The 18,795-nt window shown below is 62.3% G+C and carries 13 protein-coding genes; 4 read left to right on the forward strand and 9 right to left on the reverse strand.

Annotated elements, in window-relative coordinates; translation table 11 throughout:
• Nucleotides 1-22: 22 nt before the first annotated feature.
• Genes BJA_RS14095 through BJA_RS14105 form a run of 3 tightly spaced genes read right to left on the reverse strand, consistent with a single transcriptional unit; the run spans nt 23 to nt 3,510 of the window.
• On the reverse strand, nt 23-1,528 hold the full coding sequence (locus tag BJA_RS14095) for an adenylate/guanylate cyclase domain-containing protein (protein ID WP_011085627.1): 1,506 nt from the start codon (nt 1,526-1,528) through the stop codon (nt 23-25).
• 26 nt (nt 1,529-1,554) lie between these two features.
• Nucleotides 1,555-2,694, reverse strand: a complete 1,140-nt coding sequence (locus BJA_RS14100) for a substrate-binding protein (protein WP_063921428.1) — start codon at nt 2,692-2,694, stop codon at nt 1,555-1,557.
• Between the two features lie 60 nt (nt 2,695-2,754).
• Nucleotides 2,755-3,510: a hypothetical protein gene (locus BJA_RS14105; RefSeq protein WP_011085629.1), complete on the reverse strand. Its 756-nt coding sequence runs from the start codon at nt 3,508-3,510 to the stop codon at nt 2,755-2,757.
• Between the two features lie 963 nt (nt 3,511-4,473).
• Here BJA_RS14105 and BJA_RS14110 point away from each other — a divergent pair.
• Nucleotides 4,474-4,710: a hypothetical protein gene (locus BJA_RS14110; protein WP_011085631.1), complete on the forward strand. Its 237-nt coding sequence runs from the start codon at nt 4,474-4,476 to the stop codon at nt 4,708-4,710.
• Between the two features lie 513 nt (nt 4,711-5,223).
• Nucleotides 5,224-6,945 (forward strand): SulP family inorganic anion transporter, encoded by a 1,722-nt coding sequence (locus BJA_RS14115; RefSeq protein ID WP_011085632.1) that lies wholly within the window; start codon nt 5,224-5,226, stop codon nt 6,943-6,945.
• A 147-nt stretch (nt 6,946-7,092) separates the two neighbouring features.
• Here BJA_RS14115 and BJA_RS14120 read toward each other — a convergent pair whose 3' ends face one another.
• The 3 genes from BJA_RS14120 to BJA_RS14130 all read right to left on the reverse strand — a co-directional run bounded on the left by BJA_RS14120 (nt 7,093) and on the right by BJA_RS14130 (nt 11,493).
• Nucleotides 7,093-8,766: a Spy/CpxP family protein refolding chaperone gene (locus BJA_RS14120; protein WP_261340605.1), complete on the reverse strand. Its 1,674-nt coding sequence runs from the start codon at nt 8,764-8,766 to the stop codon at nt 7,093-7,095.
• A gap of 304 nt (nt 8,767-9,070) precedes the next feature.
• Nucleotides 9,071-10,258, reverse strand: coding sequence for a 6-phosphofructokinase (locus BJA_RS14125; protein ID WP_028174826.1), 1,188 nt, complete (start codon nt 10,256-10,258; stop codon nt 9,071-9,073).
• 89 nt (nt 10,259-10,347) lie between these two features.
• A complete protein-coding gene (locus BJA_RS14130) occupies nt 10,348-11,493 on the reverse strand; it encodes a fructose-1,6-bisphosphatase (RefSeq protein WP_011085635.1) in 1,146 nt (381 codons plus the stop codon).
• Nucleotides 11,494-12,114: 621 nt separating this feature from the next.
• On the opposite strand from BJA_RS14130, the gene BJA_RS14135 reads away from it, so the two are divergent.
• A complete protein-coding gene (locus BJA_RS14135; RefSeq protein WP_038965801.1) occupies nt 12,115-12,477 on the forward strand; it encodes a hypothetical protein in 363 nt (120 codons plus the stop codon).
• A gap of 535 nt (nt 12,478-13,012) precedes the next feature.
• On the opposite strand, the gene BJA_RS14140 is transcribed toward BJA_RS14135, so the two are convergent.
• On the reverse strand, nt 13,013-14,719 hold the full coding sequence (locus BJA_RS14140; RefSeq protein WP_051000275.1) for an adenylate/guanylate cyclase domain-containing protein: 1,707 nt from the start codon (nt 14,717-14,719) through the stop codon (nt 13,013-13,015).
• 173 nt (nt 14,720-14,892) lie between these two features.
• Here BJA_RS14140 and BJA_RS14145 point away from each other — a divergent pair, with 173 nt between their 5' ends.
• The gene (locus tag BJA_RS14145; protein ID WP_011085638.1) at nt 14,893-15,846 is read left to right on the forward strand and encodes a hypothetical protein; all 954 of its coding nucleotides are present in this window, start codon (nt 14,893-14,895) and stop codon (nt 15,844-15,846) included.
• Between the two features lie 293 nt (nt 15,847-16,139).
• Here BJA_RS14145 and rocD read toward each other — a convergent pair whose 3' ends face one another.
• Nucleotides 16,140-17,354 (reverse strand): ornithine--oxo-acid transaminase, encoded by a 1,215-nt coding sequence (rocD, locus tag BJA_RS14150; RefSeq protein WP_011085639.1) that lies wholly within the window; start codon nt 17,352-17,354, stop codon nt 16,140-16,142.
• A gap of 194 nt (nt 17,355-17,548) precedes the next feature.
• Complete coding sequence (locus tag BJA_RS14155; RefSeq protein WP_011085640.1) at nt 17,549-18,781, reverse strand: cytochrome P450; 1,233 nt, start codon at nt 18,779-18,781, stop codon at nt 17,549-17,551.
• Nucleotides 18,782-18,795: the final 14 nt, after the last annotated feature.

An 18,795-nucleotide genomic window follows, 5' to 3' on the forward strand; every position in this document is an offset into this window, starting at 1 on the left:
CGCGCGCCGCCCTTGCGCTCGTTCAAGTCTGCGTCGGCGGGATTGTCATGCGATGGACCTCCATCTTTTGACCGATGCCCTTCAGGTTCTCGTAGTTGCGCGACACCGAGCGTGAATTGACGATGTCACCGACGCCCGGCGCCTCCATCGCGGTCGCACTGATGCAAACTTCGTCGACATCGGCGAGACCTTGCACGCGTGCGGCGATATTCACGTCCTGTCCGAAATAGTCGATCCGGTCGTTGAGATTCACCGCAATCGCCCGCCCCCTGTGGACACCGACCTTGAGGCCCAGCGGCCGCGAAGCGGTTTGGTTGAATCGCGACAGCTCTTCGATCATCTCGATGGCGGCGCAAACGGCATCCTGCGGACGCTCGAACCCGGCCATGACCGCGTCGCCGATCGTCTTGATAATGGTGCCGGATCGTTCCCGGATGATCCTGTTCAAGATCTCGAAGTGTTGGCGAACCAGAAAATACGCGTTCACGTCACCGACGCTTTCGTACAGCGGGGTCGACTTCTTCAGATCGGTGAACAGGAAGGTCATGTCTGAGACCTTGATGCTCTCGCCCTCATCCACCAGCTGCGCCTTGTAGAGTTCGCGGAAGCTCGGGGTGAGCAGCAACCGCTTGCCGGAAAGAAACGGTTCATACTCGACCAGATGGGGCGCGAAACCTGGGGGATACTGGACGAACCAGAAGCGACCGCGATCGTCGGTGCGGTTCTCGATCCGGATGGTGTGCTTGCCTGGGCTGAGATCGGCCGTCTGCCGGAACGAAAACTGCCCGTCGCCGAGGACCATGTCTTTCGGTGCCGTCGGCCGGTCCGGTACATGGAAGCGGCCCGACTCAAGTTGGACCAGCGTCTCTTGCGGCTCTGCCGGCTCCCCGTCCGCGAAGAAGACCAGAAGGAGTTTGTGGCTCAAATCCAGCACCTCGAAGCGGCCAGCCGTGACCTCGAAGTCGAAGCTGCGGTGCTCATGCGCCTCGATATCGGCGAATCCCCGTGAGAGCGCGGCAACGAGCTGCTGATGCGTCATTCCGTGCGGAGCGATGAAGCCCTTGGAGAAGTTGTAGCGCAGGTAAAAATCCTCGACAGACAGCCTTTCGGGATGGCGGAATATGATGTCGCGGACGCCGCTCGAGACCGTAAATGCGACCTGAATGTAGTCGTCCAGCGCCACATCATTGATCGCGTTGCAGAACGCGCACTGAAAGCGTGGATGGACCTGGTCGAGCTCGCGGAAGCTGCCAGCGACCTGCGGGCAATAGGCGCAGATCAGCAGCCAGTCCATATCGAACAGGCCCACCTTGGCAGCGTGCACGAACAGCTCGATCGCGTCGGCCTCGGACATGCGGACGGCGCCGCCGTATTGGATGGGGTTGACGCGAAGAAGATCATAGTCGTCGGCGGTCCGGATGAAGTGCTCGAGCTCCGGCAGAACATTCGGTGCCCAGCTTCTTGCCGCTCCGAGCGCGGCGAGACGCTGGCTCAGGAGACTCTCGTTGACTGGAGACGGGACACTCATCTCACGCTCCCTGCCTGATGGGCTGACTACGCTATTGGTCTCCGGCCGAACTCCGCGACGGACGGCACCATCGCCTCGTCCGGCGCGATAGGCCCCAGGCTCTCGACGATCTCGAAACGGCCGCTCTTTGCCCGCGCGATATACATGTTCATGCGGACGTGGTGCTGGCCGGGAACCATTTCCGCTGGACCACCCGGCCCCTCGGCGATCCCCGCGTGATCAAGCGCAGCGATGACGTCCTTCTGGCGCAGCGAGCCGGCCTCGTTCACGGCCGCCGCCCAGAGCTTGATCCCGCGATAGAGGCCGGAGCAGGCGCTGCCGCCCGTGAACTGCTCCTTGCCGGGATAGCGCTTGTCGTACGCGCCGAGCAGCGTCTTGCTGAAGGGATCGCTGACGTTCTGGTAGAAGTCGAGGCAGCCGTAGAGGCCTTCCACATGCGGCGCGGGCAGCAGGCCGAGCAGGTTCTCGTCGAAATAGGTGCAGATCAACTGCCCGCCGCGGTCCTGAAAACCGGCGTTGTGGAGTTGAGCGAAGAAGGGCACCACCCCGGGTGGAACGATGGTGTTGAACACCACTTCCGCGCCGCTGGACATGATCCTCGCAACTGTTTCGTCGTACTCCATGTGATCGAGGGGATGGTATTTCTCGCCGACGATGCTGCCGCCATTGGCGGTGACGAGCCGGCGGACCCTCTCGTTCATCACGTGCGGCCAGATGTAGTCTGCGGACGGCAGGTAGAATGTCCTGGCACCGGTCTTGTGCATCAGCCAGGGAATGAGCGGGTCGAGCTGCTGCGCCGGCACCGGGCCGGTGCAGAAGATCAGCGGGTCGCATTCCTGCCCTTCGTATTGCTCGGGGTAGATGTAGAGCGTCCTGCCCTTCACGACGGCGGGGCCCTTGATGGCCTGCCGCGTGGAGCTGTAGATGCCGCCGAAGATCACATCCACCTTGTCCTGCAACACAAGCTTGGCCGCCTTGGCCTCCGCGACCGCGTCGGTCGTTGCACCGTCCTCGAGGTAGAGTTCGATCTTCCGCCCCAGCAGGCCGCCATTGGCGTTGATCTCGTCAACCACCATCCTTGCCACGTTGGCGTTTGCGCGGCCCATGAACGAAAGTGCTCCGGTCTCCTCCGCGATCATGCCGACTTTGATCGACGCTTGTGTCATGGCAGACACTCCCCTGAGCTCTGTGCCCGCAAGTCGAGGCCGCTGCGCACACCAGGAAATTCAGCGACCGACTAGTGCTACGGCCTCCTGCTCCTCGGCAGGTGCGCCTTCATTGGTCCGCACAAATACAAAGCGGGATACCACGGAGATCTGTGCGTCGGCGCTGCCATCCTGGCCGATGAGAATGAGTCCCGCTCCGCCATTGGCTACATTCAAGATGACGGGGGCGCCCTTCCACGTCCTGATCGGCTCCATTCCGATGATGAGAAATTCGCCGATCGGCTGGTCAAAATATTGCAGCCTCAGCTGTGGCCCGACTTCTGCGGCCGCGAGTCCGAAACCCAGCTGCTTGGCGCGGGCATAAATGTCCGCCAGCGACGCGGTATCGGTCTTAAAGCCGAGTTCGGCTGCCGAGACCGCAAAAAGCTTTACGCTTGTTTTCGTGTCGCGAAGAGTAAAGGTCGGTCGTGCGAGAATTTCGCCGGCCGAGTTTCCGATACCGCAACCTACCGCATCCATTGCGTTACTGAGGGCAAAGAAATTTGCAAACGTCCCGATTGTGATCGTCTTCCACACGGGAACATCGACGGCGGATTCAATCGGGATTTGCGGCCTGTCAGCTGACGGAGCTTTCTTGAGCCTTAGTTGGTTCTGCAGGACATCTCGCGCCGTGCATTGAGCTCTGGCTTCGCTCGCAAACAGGAGAGTGCATGCGGTACAGAGCATCGCAACAATGAGAATGCCGCAGCGGCGCCATCCTGGCGAATGACACTGTATGGCACGGCAACTGACGTTCTTGCCAGCTGTTCGGTCCATAACGGACCCCTCTTGCGCTAATGCAGCGCCAAAAAATCAAACTGTCACTTCACAATGGTCGGGCCGGTTCACAGCAGAAAAGCCGTCGTTCTTGCAGCCTATAGAGTTTGGTCCCGGAAATCCCGCAAAGGTTCAGCGACGATGACGCGGGATGACGAACTCAATATAGGTCAGCGTGGGTGCACTTCTTGCGGAGGGGCTTGAGCGCACCAGGGTAGCGATAACGGAGCGGAAGGTGCGTACCGCGACGGCAGCGGAGATCGAGCTGCAGCTCGTGTTGGTCAGCGAGCTGGGAGTACCACCAATGATGAGGTGGACAGCCATCAGCTTTCAGGCAGAATGTCATCACCCCGATGCCGCAGCCTCGCCACAGTATGTGCCAGATCGGATGTGGTAATCGGTGGCATCAACGATCAGCAGGCTCGGCGGATGTACCCACGCCTGATGATCTTGAATGGCCCCGACGTGTCATCCGTCGGGGCCATTGTTGTCGGGGCCATTGTTGTGATCGGCGTGCAAGACTGGCGACCTTTGCCGAGCCGGCGTGGTCCAGCCTGGGACCCGTTTCGTTGCGGCGAAAGGAAAGACCGCCGGAAGGCGGTCTTGCAGTCCAATGTGCCGGGCCAAAATAGTTTCGGGATCAAACTTTGTCCGGCCCGGTCTAATTGCAAGTTAACCATCATCCAGGGAAGGCCGCTCACAATTAAGATTTCAGTCCTGAAATGGAATGCACCGGCGACGTAGGCCTCTGGGGGGCCGCCGGACGCGCTGTCATTCTGCCCAGCGCCCCTTGCTGCCGCCAATGCCCGCGTCGTTCGGCTCGACTATTTCGCGAAAAGTCAGACGATTGCGCTGTCATCGATTGACCGTCAAACACCGGACTATCACTCGTCAATTCAATCTGCAAAGCTGTGACAACACAAATGCGCCTGTAAACAAACAAGCGCGCGAAGGAGGTTCGCAGTGGAGAAGGTGCAACGCTTGCGTGCGATGGGTTCGCTGTGCCGTCAACAGGCCGCATACAACAGCATGAACAAATGGAAGCTGCTCGCAGAAGCAGAATACTGGGATCACCTGGCCGATCTCGAGTTGTCTTCCTACTTCCAGCAATGCAACGCCGCTGGCTCGGACGAGATGGAGCGGTCTCAAGCGATCACAAAAACGGATGAGGCTGGGCAGAAGACGATTCCCGCCGCGTGAGGTCGGAACGCGGCTGTCGGCTGCATCCCGTGCCGTCTCGCAGGGAGCCGCGGCCCGGACTCGCGTGTTCTCGTCGAGCTTCGAAGCTGGGTGATTACGTTACCCCACATCGTTCGGCCGCTGCGCGATTGCAGCGAGAGAATACGACGCCGCCCTCATGGGCCTGCGACCTGTTGCAGCGTGTTGAAGTGCGCCTTCTGCTCGCTGCTCAGCGTGGCATAGAACTCGCCCAGGGTGGGCTCGACCACTTTGCGGCCCTCAGCATGGCCCCTCTGAATTGACTTCCGCTTTCAGCGGCAGAACGGACATTGGTCGGACTTGCCGCTGGATCGACCCGGTCGCGGGTGCCCCCAAAACGGACATGCCGCTGGCAACATTGGAGCGAATGAGCGGGGATGTGACATTTTTCCACTTGCCGAGAGACGCAACAGCCTAGACTGGCTTCCAGCTGGGCCAATCGCGGCCAATGTGTGCGTTGCCAACGAGCCTGGCCGGATCTGGAAGTGACCCCCAATGAAGCATTGGATCGATTGGCTGCCGGCAATCGAAACCCTCCGCCGATATGAGGCGGCGTGGCTTCCGCGCGATATCTTCGCCGGACTCGTCCTGGCGACGATGCTGGTCCCGGTTGGAATTGCCTACGCGACAGCATCGGGCTTGCCTGGCATCGCCGGTCTGTACGCAACGATCGTGCCGCTGTTGGTCTACGCGTTGTTTGGCCCCAGCCGCATCCTCGTGCTGGGACCTGACTCGGCGCTGGCAGCCGTCATCCTCGGCGTTGTCGTCCCACTGTCTGGCGGCGATCCTCTTCGCGCCGCGACGCTCGCTGCGATGATGGCGATCGTTTCGGGGACGGTATGCATTCTGGCCGGCATCGCGCGCTTGGGTTTTGTCACCGAGCTGCTCTCCAAGCCGATACGATACGGCTATATGAACGGAATTGCATTGACCGTTTTGATCAGCCAACTGCCAAAGCTCTTCGGCTTCTCGATCGAGAGCGAAGGACCTTTACGAAGCCTATGGGCGATCGCCGATGCAATCCTTGAAGGCAAGACAAACTGGATCGCATTCGGGATCGGGCTCGGCACGCTGACGGTCATCCTGCTGCTCCGGAACAGCAAGCGGCTGCCAGGCATTCTGATTGCGGTAGTCGGGGCGACCGCTATCGTCGGCGTGCTTGATCTTGGGACCCGTTACGGCGTGGCGGTTTTGGGTCCTCTTCCGCAGGGCCTGCCGGGTTTCGCGATCCCCTGGATCACCTACGGCGATATCGTGCCGGTACTGGTCGGCGGCTGCGCAATCGCGCTGGTATCATTCGCTGACACCAGCGTGCTTTCGCGCGCCTACGCCGCACGATTGGGCACTCATGTCGATCCCAACCAGGAGATGGTGGGGCTTGGCGCGGCCAATCTGGCAACCGGCTTTTTTCAGGGCTTCCCGATCAGCAGCAGCGCTTCGCGCACTCCCGTTGCAGAGGCGGCCGGCGCCCGTACCCAGCTAACCTCAGTCGTCGGCGCGCTTGCCATCGCCATCCTTCTGCTGGTGGCGCCAAACCTCCTTCAGCATTTGCCCACCGCTGCATTGGCGGCCGTCGTAATCGCCGCGGCGATCGGCTTGTTTGAGGTCACCGACCTCAAGCGAATCTATCGGATTCAGCAGTGGGAGTTTTGGCTATCGATGGTCTGCTTTGTCGGCGTGGCGGTGCTCGGAGTGATCCCAGGAATTGGTCTGGCAATAGCAATCGCCATCGCCGAGTTCTTGTGGGACGGTTGGCGCCCACACTCCGCCGTGTTGGGTCGCGCCCATGGCGTCAAAGGCTATCACGACATCACAAGATATCCGGATGCACGCCAAATCCCCGGGCTGGTCCTGTTTCGGTGGGATGCGCCGCTGTTCTTCGCCAACGCCGAATTCTTCAAAGAGCGCGTACTGGACGCCGTGGCGAAATCGCCGACGCCCGTACGCTGGCTGGTCGTTGCGGCGGAGCCTGTCACCAGCGTGGACGTCTCCGCCGGCGATACAATCGCCGAATTGGACGAGGCGTTGCACGCGCAGGGTATCGAGTTCTGCTTTGCCGAGCTGAAAGATCCAGTCAAAGACAAGCTGAAGAGATTTGGACTGTTCTCGCAGCTTGGCGAGCAATATTTCTTCCCAACCATTGGCGCAGCCGTTTCCAGTTACCTGGAAATCAATGGTGTAGAGTGGGAGGACTGGGAGGACCAAGCCAAACGTTAGGAAGTGGCATGCCGGGCTTGAATACACACGCCGATTGACCCCCGATTCCGGCCCTAATGCGAATATGCTTTTTGCAAAGCGCGCAATCAGTAAAGGTGCGCACCTGCATCGAGCGGCACAGGACGTGTAGCTCCCGCGACGCTGCCCTCACGGGCCTGCGATCTGTTGCAGCGTGTTGAAGCGCGCCTTCTGCTCGCTGCTCAGCGTGGCGTAGAACTCGTCGAGGGCAGGTTCGACCAGCTTGGCGGCCGCCAGCATGGCCTCAAGCCGGCGCTGCATCGCCTCCAGCCGTCCGACCGGCGTCAGCGGCACATCGTTCGGGCAGGCCGCCTGCAGGCCCTCAACGCCCTTCGCCGTCGCCTCGCTGAGGCGGTCGAGCGCCTCCTTCTGCTTGCCCGCGGGGTGGAGCACAGCCTCGATCCTCTGGATCGGCAGCTGGGTCAGGCCGGACTTCGGATCGCCGCATCCCTCTCCACTGGCTTGCTGCTGCGGCGGCGAGCGGTCGCCGACATTGGGGCCGAGCGCGTTGAAGCGGGCCTGCTGCTCGTCACTGAGCGAGTTGTAAAAATTCTCCAGTGCCGGGCGCACGATCTTGACCGCTTCCAGCGTCGCGCTGACGCGGTTCATCATTGCGCGCAAGCGGCCGGGCGGAGTTAGTGCGTAAGTGTCCGCGCAGGAGTCCTTGAACACACCGGCAGCGTTGGCAGCCGCGGTCTTCAATTGGTCGAGCAGCGCGCGTTGCTCCGGCGTCGGCCGCACCGCCCGCGCGATATCGGCAAGCGGCCAGGCGGTGACGCCCTTGTCCGGTGTGCCGCACAATTGCTGCAGCGTTTGCGGGCTCACGCTGGCGCGCTGGCGCGCGCGGGAGCCGCCGCCGGCTTGCGGATAGTCGTACGGGTTGATGCTGGCATAGGCGGCGTAGGGGCTGTCACCACCCCAGAACACGGTGTCGACGAAGTCGTCATAGGCGTACGCCCAATAGCCCGGCTCGTAGGCATAGGACCAGAACGTGTAGTCAAAAATGTCGGAATAGGCGTAAGGCCAGAACACGGGCCCAAGCCACGCCACGAACACCGCGGGATGGCGGTGTCGCCAGGCCTGCCGGGGCGCCCAGCCGCTCTGGCGGGCGACGAGGGCCGCCTGGGTTTGCGCAGAGGCCTGCTCGCGGAAGCGCTCGGCAAACCGCCCGCGCTCGGCGGCTCGCGCGGCGGCCGCCGCTGCGGTTGCCGTAGCGGCTGCAGTGGGAGCCTGCAGTCCCAGCCGCTGCTGGCGCGCCAGATCCGTCTGCTGCGTGCGCTGCTCGCGCTGCAGCAGGCGGTTCTGCGTCTGGAGCATCCGTTGCTGCTCGCGTTGCGCCCGCGCGCCCTCTGGCTTTTGCGACTGCAATTGCTGCACGCGCTGCTGCAGGCGATCGATGCGGGTCTGGCGCTCGGCGGTCTGGCGCGACAGCACCTCGCGCTGCCGCTGCTGCACCATCTGCTGGCGCTGCTGGATCTGTTGCTGATGCTGTTGCGCGCGCTGGTCGATCTGCTCCCGTCGCGACAGCCGCTCGCTCACGGCCGGCGCTGCGCCTGGGCCGGACGGGGCGGCAATATGCGGCGTCGGCCGCGGTGCCATGGCCGGACGTTGCGGCGCTGCCGGCGCGCGATGGAATTCAGGCCGCGGCGCTGCCACGTGCGGGGCGACCCGCTGCGGCGGTGCAGCGAAGTGGGGCGTCGGGCGCGGCGGTGGTGAGGCGATGTGCGGCGCGGGATGTGGCGCCATGGCCGGGCGCTGCGGCATGGCCGGGGGATGGAATGCCGGCGCGGCGGGACGCGCCATGGCTGGGGGCGCCGCCGGACGTGCCATGGCAGGTGGTGGTGCCGGCCGGGCCGCCGGCGCTGCGGCCGGACCCGGTGGTCCACCTCTTCCGTGTCCCTGGCCGAGTCCCTGGGCGGACGCGCCGACGCTCGTCGCCAGCACCGAGACACCAACCAGAAAGGCCCTCAGGCAAACGCCACGCGGACGCATGATCGTCGCTCCCAGCTCGTAATCGCCCACGACTTTCAACGCACGGGTAGCGGAATCGTTCGTTGTCGGCCGCGGCCGGCATTGCGATCTTCCGACGCAGGCAGCTTCCGGCACGCTAAGACGCGCGGTTGAGAAAGATCGGCAGCCCCTGCTTGTTGGCGTAGATGGGGCGGTAGCGCTCCGTGTTGTAGCTGCTCGCAACGTCCAATTTGCGCGGACCGAGCTTGGCGTCAGGGATGGGCACGAGGTCGTAGCGGCCCTCGACCAGCGCCGACATGAGGCCGGTCTTGCTTTCCAGCATGGCATCGTAGGCCATGTTACCGAAAGTCAGGGCCACAAGCTTGTCGATGAAGTCCGGATCGCCCGATCGCAGATCGTAGGTGAGATCGGAGGTGATCGTCTCCTCGCCGGTGCGCTGCTTGATCTCGTCGGCAAGCGATTCCGCCACGTTGGCCTTCTTGCGGTGACCGTAGGCGTCAGGCTCGCCGTATTCCCGCAGCTTGTAGCCTTCCCACTGAGCTCCCTCGCTGAGCACGATCAGCGCGTAGTTGCTTGGATTGGCGCGCTTGTCCTCGATGAGCAACTGGATCAGCTTGTCGAGGTCGACCTTATGCTCCGGTATGAGGCATCGTATCGAGGTCGCATACGCGGTGTAGAGTGCCGTAAATCCGGCATCGCGACCAAAGACGCGGAAAATGCCAATTCGCTCATGCGAGCCGACGGTGGTGCGCTGCCGCTGGATGGCATCGCTGGCGCGGGTGATCGCGGTCGAGAAGCCGATGCAGTACTCGGTGTTGCGGACGTCATTATCCATCGTCTTCGGGATGGCGATGATCTTGACGCCGAGTTCGTTGAGCTTGGCCGCATAACTGAGCGTGTCGTCGCCACCGATGGCGATCAGGTGTTCGATGCCAAGTCCCGAAAGGTTAGCGAGCACCCGGCTGGTGAGGTCCCATGTCTTTGTCGCGATGCCGCCGTTGGTGCTCAGCGAGACCGGAACCTCATTGCCGACGAGATGACCGGGCAGCTTTTGTATTTTGGAGGGATTGACGCGGCTCGAGTGCAGCACGGTGCCGCCGCGCCGGTCGATGGTTCGCGTGTTTTCACGGTTCAGCGGGATGACGTAGTGGGACCTGCTGTTTGGGTCGTCGAGGTTCAGGTGCGTGAGGGCCTCCCAACCACGGCGCAGACCGACAACCTCGATGTCGTCCTCACTGCCGCGATAAGTCACGCTCTTGATGACTGCATTGAGGCCGGCGACGTCGCCACCGCCCGTGAGAATGCCGATGCGTTTTCTTGCCATATCCACCTCCCGGATCGGCATGTCGTCATAGCGCCTGCATCTGTCGATTGAACGGTGAACATCGCTCCAGCTGTGATTGGAGGCGGCCGCTACTCGGCCGCTTCCGGCTTGCGGTCGTCGCGCAGTCGAAAACGCTTCAGCAGTCCGGACACGGTGTCGCGGAAGCCGCCATATTCCAGTTCGGAATAGGGTAGCATGGCGGCGCCGGACCAGCCTTGGCTGCGCATCTCGATGGCCTTGCGCTGGGCACGCCGGCGGACCTCATCCCATGCCGGGTTGTCGAAGAAATCGGTGTAGGATTCGGCAAAGCGGCCTTCCCTGTCGATCGAAAAGCCGACGCAAGAAACGATCGGCAGGCAGTACATGCCGGTAACGGGCGTGTTGAGTGGCACCGGCATGAGCGGCATCACATGCGAGCCGCGTGCATCGCCGCCCACGAAGTGCGCTTTGGCGAACGGCGAGATTATTTCCTCCGGAGCTGGGAAGATCCCCTGGTTCCTGACGATCGCGACTGGATCATCCTTGCCGGTGTACTTGCCTGCGATTGCGTGGAGGCGCTGTGCCGAAACGGCCACGACGACCTCGCCATGGGTTCGAGAAATGATGCGATCGATGCCGAAGCGCTCGTTGTCGCGAAGCAGGGCGGCAATGTGGTAGCTGTCGTCGGGTGCGTCGAGCTCGAGGAGGCTGTCGCCGGCTGTGTTGTCCATGTCGATGACATGGAAACGGAATCCCTTGATCATCGGAGGCAGCATCAGCCCCGCGCAGTACATGGGGTCGGCAAAGGCGAGATAGAGCGGCAGGTTGTAGGCGCCGGGGCCGCATTTGTCGGCCGCGAACACCATAAAGGACTCCGCGGGTCGCGCGCCGGAGAGGCTGTGGTCGAAGCTGAGCTCGGCGACGCCTGGGCCGGCGCCGCGAATGTTCCCGGAAGGCGCGTCGGCGAGAAGATCCTGGCCAGCGCCATAGAGCCCGGAGGTTTTCGCGACCGAGGTGGCCGCGAGGAACGTCTTCCAGGCGAGTTGATGGACCTCGGAGCTTCCTTCGCCCCGTGTGTGCGTCATGATGATCGCAATGTCGTCGCCGGTGTGGCAGATGAAACCGTCGATCAGCAGACCATTGCAGATCGCCTTGGCAACCTCGCCCTCGACAGTCGCCATCATGCGTGAAGACGGTTTCGTATGCCCGCCAACGGAGCCAACGTCAGCTTTGATGACTGAAAGAGTGAGTCTCATGAGCGTTTCTCCGATCAGCGCAGCTCAGCGCCTCCGGCTGCGCCGGGCACGGCGCTGCTCATTCGCGGACAAAAACGTCCGTCGCTCCGATAGGTTCCACGCACCCGTTCATCCGGTTGCCGGGATCATGCCGAGTTTTGCCTTAGGACCATGCGTCACTACTTGCTGCGCTGCACGAGTCCGGTTCTGGACCCGAAGCCAACGTTTCGGGCGTTTGCCACCTCGCCCAGCGCGTCAATGTAACCACGCGCAGACCCATCATCAAAAAGTGGAAGACCCGAGAACCTGAGGGTGAAGCCCAGCTTTTTCGACTATCGCCTTGCAGCGAGCTAACACCCCCAAAAGCGCGCTCTTGACCCTTGATCTAGATCAAACAGCGTTTGCGGCATTCTGCCCAATAGGCAGCATCCAGCGTGGTTTTCGATGTCTCCCGCAGAAGTCCGCCAGTCGGGGAAGATCGGAAGTGAGCGGCGCGCGGTCAAAGTGACGCGATTGACCCAAAGCCGTCCCAATCCTGGCGGTGCAATTTCCGCCGAAGTGGCACAGTCAGGCTCGCAAGCGTCGATAGGCGACTGCCAGACGTGGCATCTTGCGCCACGGTCCAACTGCAAGGAGCAAGCCATGATGAATCTAAAGGTTCTTGCCGCAGTCGTGATTGCGGCATCCGCCCTGTCCAGCTCTGCTGCACTGGCGCAGGCGGCCCTTTCCAATCCTGACGAATGCCAAGCTGAATTCGCGAGTTGCACGGGTCTTGGAACTGGGGGTACCCCCACCGGCGTCCATCGGCAATCAACTCGGCGCTCGGCGTATCGCCAGCCGGCGGCGGCGGCCGCTACCGTCGGCAGCTGGGGCAATTCCTACGCCATGTCCGGCGAGATGGGCTGGCACGGCAACTGGAATACGTATGCTGCCCGCAACGGCATCGTCTGCAAGCCCGGCACCTATTTCAAGGGTGCTGACGGTCTCCGGCATCTCTGCCAATAGGTCATCCGCTCTGATCAGGCGGCCCCAACGGGCCGCCTGTTTCATGCCGGAGAGTAGCTCTCGTTCTGAGTGGGCCAGCATGGAGGCAGGCAGGCGCTTGTCTGCCAGCTGATGACCGCTTCTGGCCCAGGCTGTGTGATAACCCTTTTGTCGACTGGCAGGTCGAGGGGCCCGGGATCGGTTTCGCGGCTAGAGTTGGCTCCGATACAAACTCCCCTACGCCTGCATCGCTTCCAGCAGCGTTCGGCAACCCAAGATCGCTATTACGCGTTTCATATTGTAGGCGAGCACATTGAGCGCCATCTCGGTCGCAACCTTGTGCCGTCTTCGCATCAGGAAGTGCGTCGCACCCATCCCGTCGTGCCGCGCGCCACGCATTGGCGCAGTCCTGAGCATCGAGAGTTCTACTTGACGGGCCTGCGCTTAGCCGCCGACGATGCGAAGTGACCGGCCCGCGCGCCAGATTTTTGAGCAGATCCCGGACTCGTCAGGGAAGGACTCGGAGCGGACAAATGGCTGGTTACGGTCCGCTCACTTATTTCTCAACGTGACGCCAGACACCGTCCCAGTCCGCGGCCGGAGGCGCGTGACCCAAATGCGCGATTCGTTCCAGAAAGACGCGCGTCGGACCGTCGTCGGGGATCTTGCACAGGCAGCTTTCGAACGCCGTCTGCGCAGTAGACCAGTTCCGGCTGCGATATGCGGCAAGTCCTTGCGCGAACAACACCCGCAATTCGTCCCGCGTGGATTCGAGCTCGCCGGCGCGACCCATCAACTCATAAATTCGCACCGGCTCGGTTTTTCCGGCGACCGTGATGGTGTCGATTTCGCGCGCTTCAATCGCGCCTTGTGCGAGCCGGAAAGTCTCCTCGCTGATGATGATGAGGGTTCCGTAGATCTTGTTCATGCCCTCGAGGCGCGAGGCAAGGTTTACGCTGTCGCCGATAACGGTGTAAGAACGAGCGGAATCCGAGCCGATGGTGCCAATCACGGCTTCGCCGGTGGCAATACCCATCCGGATCACCAGCTCCGGTGCGTTGCGCCGCATTCCAGTGATCTCCGGTACTTGCTCTCGCAGAGCGGCAATCGCGTCCTGCTGCTCCAGCGCCGCTCGGCAAGCATCGCTTGCATGTTCGTCTCCGTTTGAAAACGGCGGCACCCAGAACGCCATGACGGCGTCCCCGATGTATTTGTCGATGATCCCACGATGGCCGTGAATGACATTGGCCACCGCGCCGAAATAGTTGTTCAAGAGGTGAACGACGGCGCTGGCGGTTAGCTGCTCGCTGATGCCCGTAAACTGCTTGATGTCGGAAAAGAAGATGGTGAGGCTGCGCCGTTCGGCCTGATCCGCGCCACTGGCGATCAGCCGGCTGACGAGCCTGGGATCGACGAATTTTCCGAAGGTGTCCTTGACGCGGTCTCGCGCGCGCAACTCGTCGACCATCCGGTTGAACGAGAGTGCCAGCTCGCCGACCTCGTCGCGGGTGGCTATCAAAACCGGCTCGGCGTTCGTGCCCAGTTCAAGCGCCTTCGTGGTTGCGACAAGCTGACGCAGACCGGAGACCACGCGTGTCGATCCGATGGCGCTAACGCCCAGACCGATGCCGCATGCCGCAACGAAAAGGGCAAGGCTCAAATAGGTGTTCAACCGCTGCCTCGCGAGAACCCTGCGGGTCGACCGGTCGGTCAGATCGGCAAGCTCACGTCGAATCTGCGAGAGATCGGGGCCGAACGCCAGGGCGAATTTGGCAAATCCGCGCGAAATGGTCCGGGCCTCGTCGCGACGTCCCTCCGAGATAGCCGCAAGCGTGGCGTCCCTCACGGCGAGGAAGTCTTCCAGACTACGGCCCATGTACTTGAGGACGCCGGCCATGCGAGCCAGGTCGACGCGATCCTCAGTGTCGTAGCCGGGGTCGCCGGTTGCTTTGTGGAGCAAGGCTTCACCTGTCTTGACGGTATCGCGCAGCTCGTCGGCCGTTGCCCGCACTGCGGCCATCGCCGTCCGCTCCGTTCCAGCATCGGCTCGATCGGATATCAGGACACGCAAGACTTCGAGCTCGTATCTATCGGTAAGGACATCGAATTCAGAAACCATGCGCGATAACGGCAGCTCATATTCGGTGATGTTCCCGAGCTGATCGCTGTCGAGCTTTTGCGCGAAGCCGAGAACGCCGACGACTGCGCCGAAAATTGCCAGCAGAATGCCTGCAAGCAGAAAGATTTTCTTACGAATCGTCATGGTTAGCCATCGCCGCCACGGGTGAGCAAAAAGCGAAGACCGGGCGGACATGCAGTCCGCAACTCATCTAATCCTAAAGCAACGCCCTCTGACTACTCAAGGCCCCCCTTGAGCTTGCAATATGCTAATTTGAGCCGGCATGATCCCCGGTTTTTCAGCCCGGACGTTGCACCGTGACCGATGGTCGTCACCCGGCATGGACCGAGGAAAGCCGCTTCCGCGGTGCCCCCGACGATGTGGTTATCATCCCACTTGTTGTTATCACGCTCGCCACAAACAAGATCCTGCGTTTCGTTCTTTCGATCTTGATGCGGATGCTCGACTACGCCTTCCCTTTAGCAATGCAGATTGTCTGGCTTCCGCTCTTCGCGGCCAAGGTTCTTGGCGATGTCATCGTTACCGTCATAAACGGCGCGTTGCGCTTCCTTCTCCTATCCGAGGCGAAACGTCGACAGTGGAGTAGATCGATTCGCCGGAACTGGTTGTGGTTCCGGCGGAAGATTAGCTATCGGGCGTTCGAACAAGCTGTACATGATGCGTTTGAAGGCGGCATGGCATGGGTGTTCAGAGAATGCCGGCATCTCACGCCGAACACCGCATTGCTCGTGATCCTGTGCGCGGTACTTTGGCTGCCGATCTCTTTCGGGGCTGCAACGGCGATGCACGCGGTATTGTTTTCCAAGGTCACCTCCTGGCCAGCTTGGATGCAACTTTTGCATCCGCTCGCAACCGTCATAGCTAAGAGCAAGCTTTTGGTGCTACCGGTCTACCCGGCAGCCTGGCCGCAGGCCAAGAAACATCCATTCGTTCAGCTCGTATTCAAGGGCTACGAAACCATCAAGTGCGTGTATGTGATCAGAAAGGTCGGCTTTCGCTATCGGCAGGCAGAGATCGCCGGAATCGCGGCGGTTGAGAGGCTCGAGCGCACCGCCGGCCTCACATCGGCGGTGAGGTGGCTGCGCGAGACGCATGTCGCCGAACATTTCGGCGTCGAAAAGCCCACTCAGGAATTGCGTTCGTTCTTCGCGCGATGGTCAATTAAGTTTTCAGCTGAATACTACGAAGCGAAGGAACGGCAAGCGGGTGTCCCATCATCAAACAGCAGCAAGCCGCGAACGCTGAGGTGATCATCAGTCTTAAAACCGCCAACGGCCTCACCGTGCCGCCGTCGCTGCCTGGCTGCGCAACGAGGCGCAATTTGCTGCGATGCATGAGACCGGAAGTGGCCCATCGCGTCGTCTGGCCGCGGTGCGGAATTTGATCGCTACCAGGGTACAACGGACATTGGGCAAGCCTGCACCAATCAAGCTTGATTTCTGAGGACGCGCCCTGGCAATCGCCCACAACTTTCAGCGCACAGGTGGCGTAATGGCTCGTTGTTGGCCGCGGCCGGCATTGCGATCTTCCGACGTAGGCAGCTTCAGGAGAAATCCTGCGTCAGCGTCGTGGCGAACTGCTCCAGCGCCCAGTCGACCTCGTCGCTGGTGATCACCAGCGGCGGGGCGATGCGGATCGTGTGCCCGTGGGTGTCCTTGGCGAGGATGCCCTTGCCCTGGAGCGCCTCGCAGTAGCGGCGCGCGCGGCCGGCCTCGGGATGCAGCTCGACCGCCAGCATCAGGCCGCGCCCGCGTACCTCGCGGACCGTGTTGGCGCGGATGTCCTTCAAGCCTTCCAGAAGGCGCGCGCCCTGCCTGGCGGCGTTCTCGATCATGCCTTCCTCGACCAGCACGCGCATCGCCGCGCGGGCCACCGCGCAGGCCAGCGGGTTGCCGCCGAAGGTCGAGCCATGCTGCCCGGGTCGCAATGTCCCGAGCACTTCGTTGTTCGAGAGCACGGCCGACACGGGATAGAAGCCGCCGGCCAAGGCCTTGCCGAGCAGGGTCACGTCCGCCTCGATTCCCTCGTGCTGTTCGGCGAGCAGCTTGCCGGTGCGGCCGAGTCCGGTCTGGATCTCGTCGAGCACCAGCATGACGTTGTTGGCCGTGCAGAGCTCCCGCACCTTGGTGAAATAGCCGGCCGGTGGAATGATGACACCGGCTTCGCCCTGGATCGGCTCGACCAGAAAGGCGACCGTGTTGGGCGTGATCGCTTGTTCGAGTGCCGCGGCGTCGCCGAACGGGATGATCCTGAAGCCCGGCGCGAACGGTCCAAAGTGTCCGCGGGTTTCAGGGTCCGTTGAGAAGCCGACGATGCCCAGCGTGCGTCCGTGGAAGTTGTCGGCGCAGACGATGATCTCGGCCTGGTCGTCCGGCACGCCTTTCACCTCGTAGCCCCATTTGCGCACCGACTTGATCGCGCTTTCGACCGCCTCGGCGCCGCTGTTCATCGGCAGCACCTTGTGGGAGCCGGTCAGCGCAGCGATCTCCTCGTAGAACGGGGCGAGCTGGTCGTTGTGGAAGGCGCGCGAGGTCAGCGTCAGCCGGTGTGCCTGTTCCACCATCGCCGCCAGAATCTTGGGGTGGCAGTGGCCCTGGCTGACCGCGGAATAGGCCGAGAGGCAATCGAGATAACGGTTGCCGTCGGTATCCCAGACCCAGACACCTTCGCCGCGCGACAGGACGACCCCGATCGGCTCGTAATTATGGGCGCCAAGGCGCGTTTCCGTTGCGAGGTAATCAATGACGGACGAGCTCATCTTTCGTCACTCCATTGCTGCGTGCCGGCGTCAACCGACTGCACCGCGCTCAAATCGGTCCGAGCCCGGCGCGATGCGCGAAGCCGCTGGTTTGCCTCCCTTTGTCAAATGGTTATGCGGATCCACCGAGGCAATCTTCCGTTAGCCTCCGCTACTGTGCATGGGGTTGTTTTCAACATTTTTGTTTCGAGGCCTCAGCCGATCGCGCAGGGCACGCTCAAAAAGCCGCGGAACCGCACCCGTCCGCCGCGCACCGGCCGGCCGTTCACGGCGTAGTTCGGGAAGCGCGCCAGGAAGCGCGAGATCGCGATGGCGACTTCGAGCCGCGCCAGCGCCATGCCGGCGCATTGATGCGCGCCGGTGGCGAAGGCGAGGTGCCGGTTCGGCGTCCGCGCGATGTCGAAGCTTTCAGGGTCGGGAAACTGCGCGGGGTCGCGGTTGGCCGCCCCGATGCACAGCGTCACCGACGTGCCGGCATCGAGCATGACGCCGCCGAGCTCGACCCGTTCGGTGGTCATGCGGTTGCCGAGCTGGTTGGAACTCTCGTAGCGCAGCATCTCCTCCACCGCCGTCTTGATCATGTCGGGGTGGTCGATCAGCCGCTGCTTCTGATCGGGATGACGGTCGAGCGCGACGAGGCCGTTGCCGATCAGGTTGGTGGTGGTCTCGTGCCCGGCATTGAGCAGGAAGATGCAGTTGTGCAGCAGTTCCTTCTCGGTCAGCCGCTCGCCGTTCTCCTCGCCGTTACCTTCTCCCTGGATCAGGCGCGTCAGCACGTCGCGCTCGGGATTGCCGGGCTTGCCGCGCCGGCGCGCGACCAGCGTTTCGAGATAGGAGAGAAAGTCCTTCACCGCCTTGTTGCCGCGCGCGGCCGCTTCAGGCGACACCACCGGTTCGAGGGCACCGAGGATCGCCAGCGACCAGTCGCGCAGCGGCGTGCGCTCGTCATGGGGAACGTCGAGCAGATTGCCGATCACCTCGATCGGGATCGAGGCGGCGAAGTCCTCGATCAGCTCGCAGCTGCCTTTGGCAGCGATGGCGTCGAGCAGGCCGTCGACCAGCTTGATGAGATCGGCCTCCATCCCTGCAATCGCCCGCGGCGACAGTGCCCCCATGATCAGGCGGCGTACGCGGGTGTGTGCCGGCGGATCGTTGAAGACCAGGCTCGTGGTGTGGTGCTCGTAGAGCGGGGTGTTGCCGTATTTCGGCGCGAACTCGCGCTTCTTGTCGGAGCTGAACGACTTGGTGTTCTTGTAGGTGGTGACGAGGTCGTCATAGCGGGTCAGGAACACGGTGCCGTTCGGCAGGCGCTTGACCGGCTCGTTCTCCCGCAGTGCACGATAGGTCGGGTAGGGGTTGTCGTAGAACTCCGGCGTCAGCTTCTCGAGGTCGAAGCTTGCCGCCAGCTCCTTCGCATCTGCGTTCATCCCGTTATACTCGC

The organism is Bradyrhizobium diazoefficiens USDA 110, from assembly GCF_000011365.1.
Classification (GTDB): domain Bacteria; phylum Pseudomonadota; class Alphaproteobacteria; order Rhizobiales; family Xanthobacteraceae; genus Bradyrhizobium; species Bradyrhizobium diazoefficiens.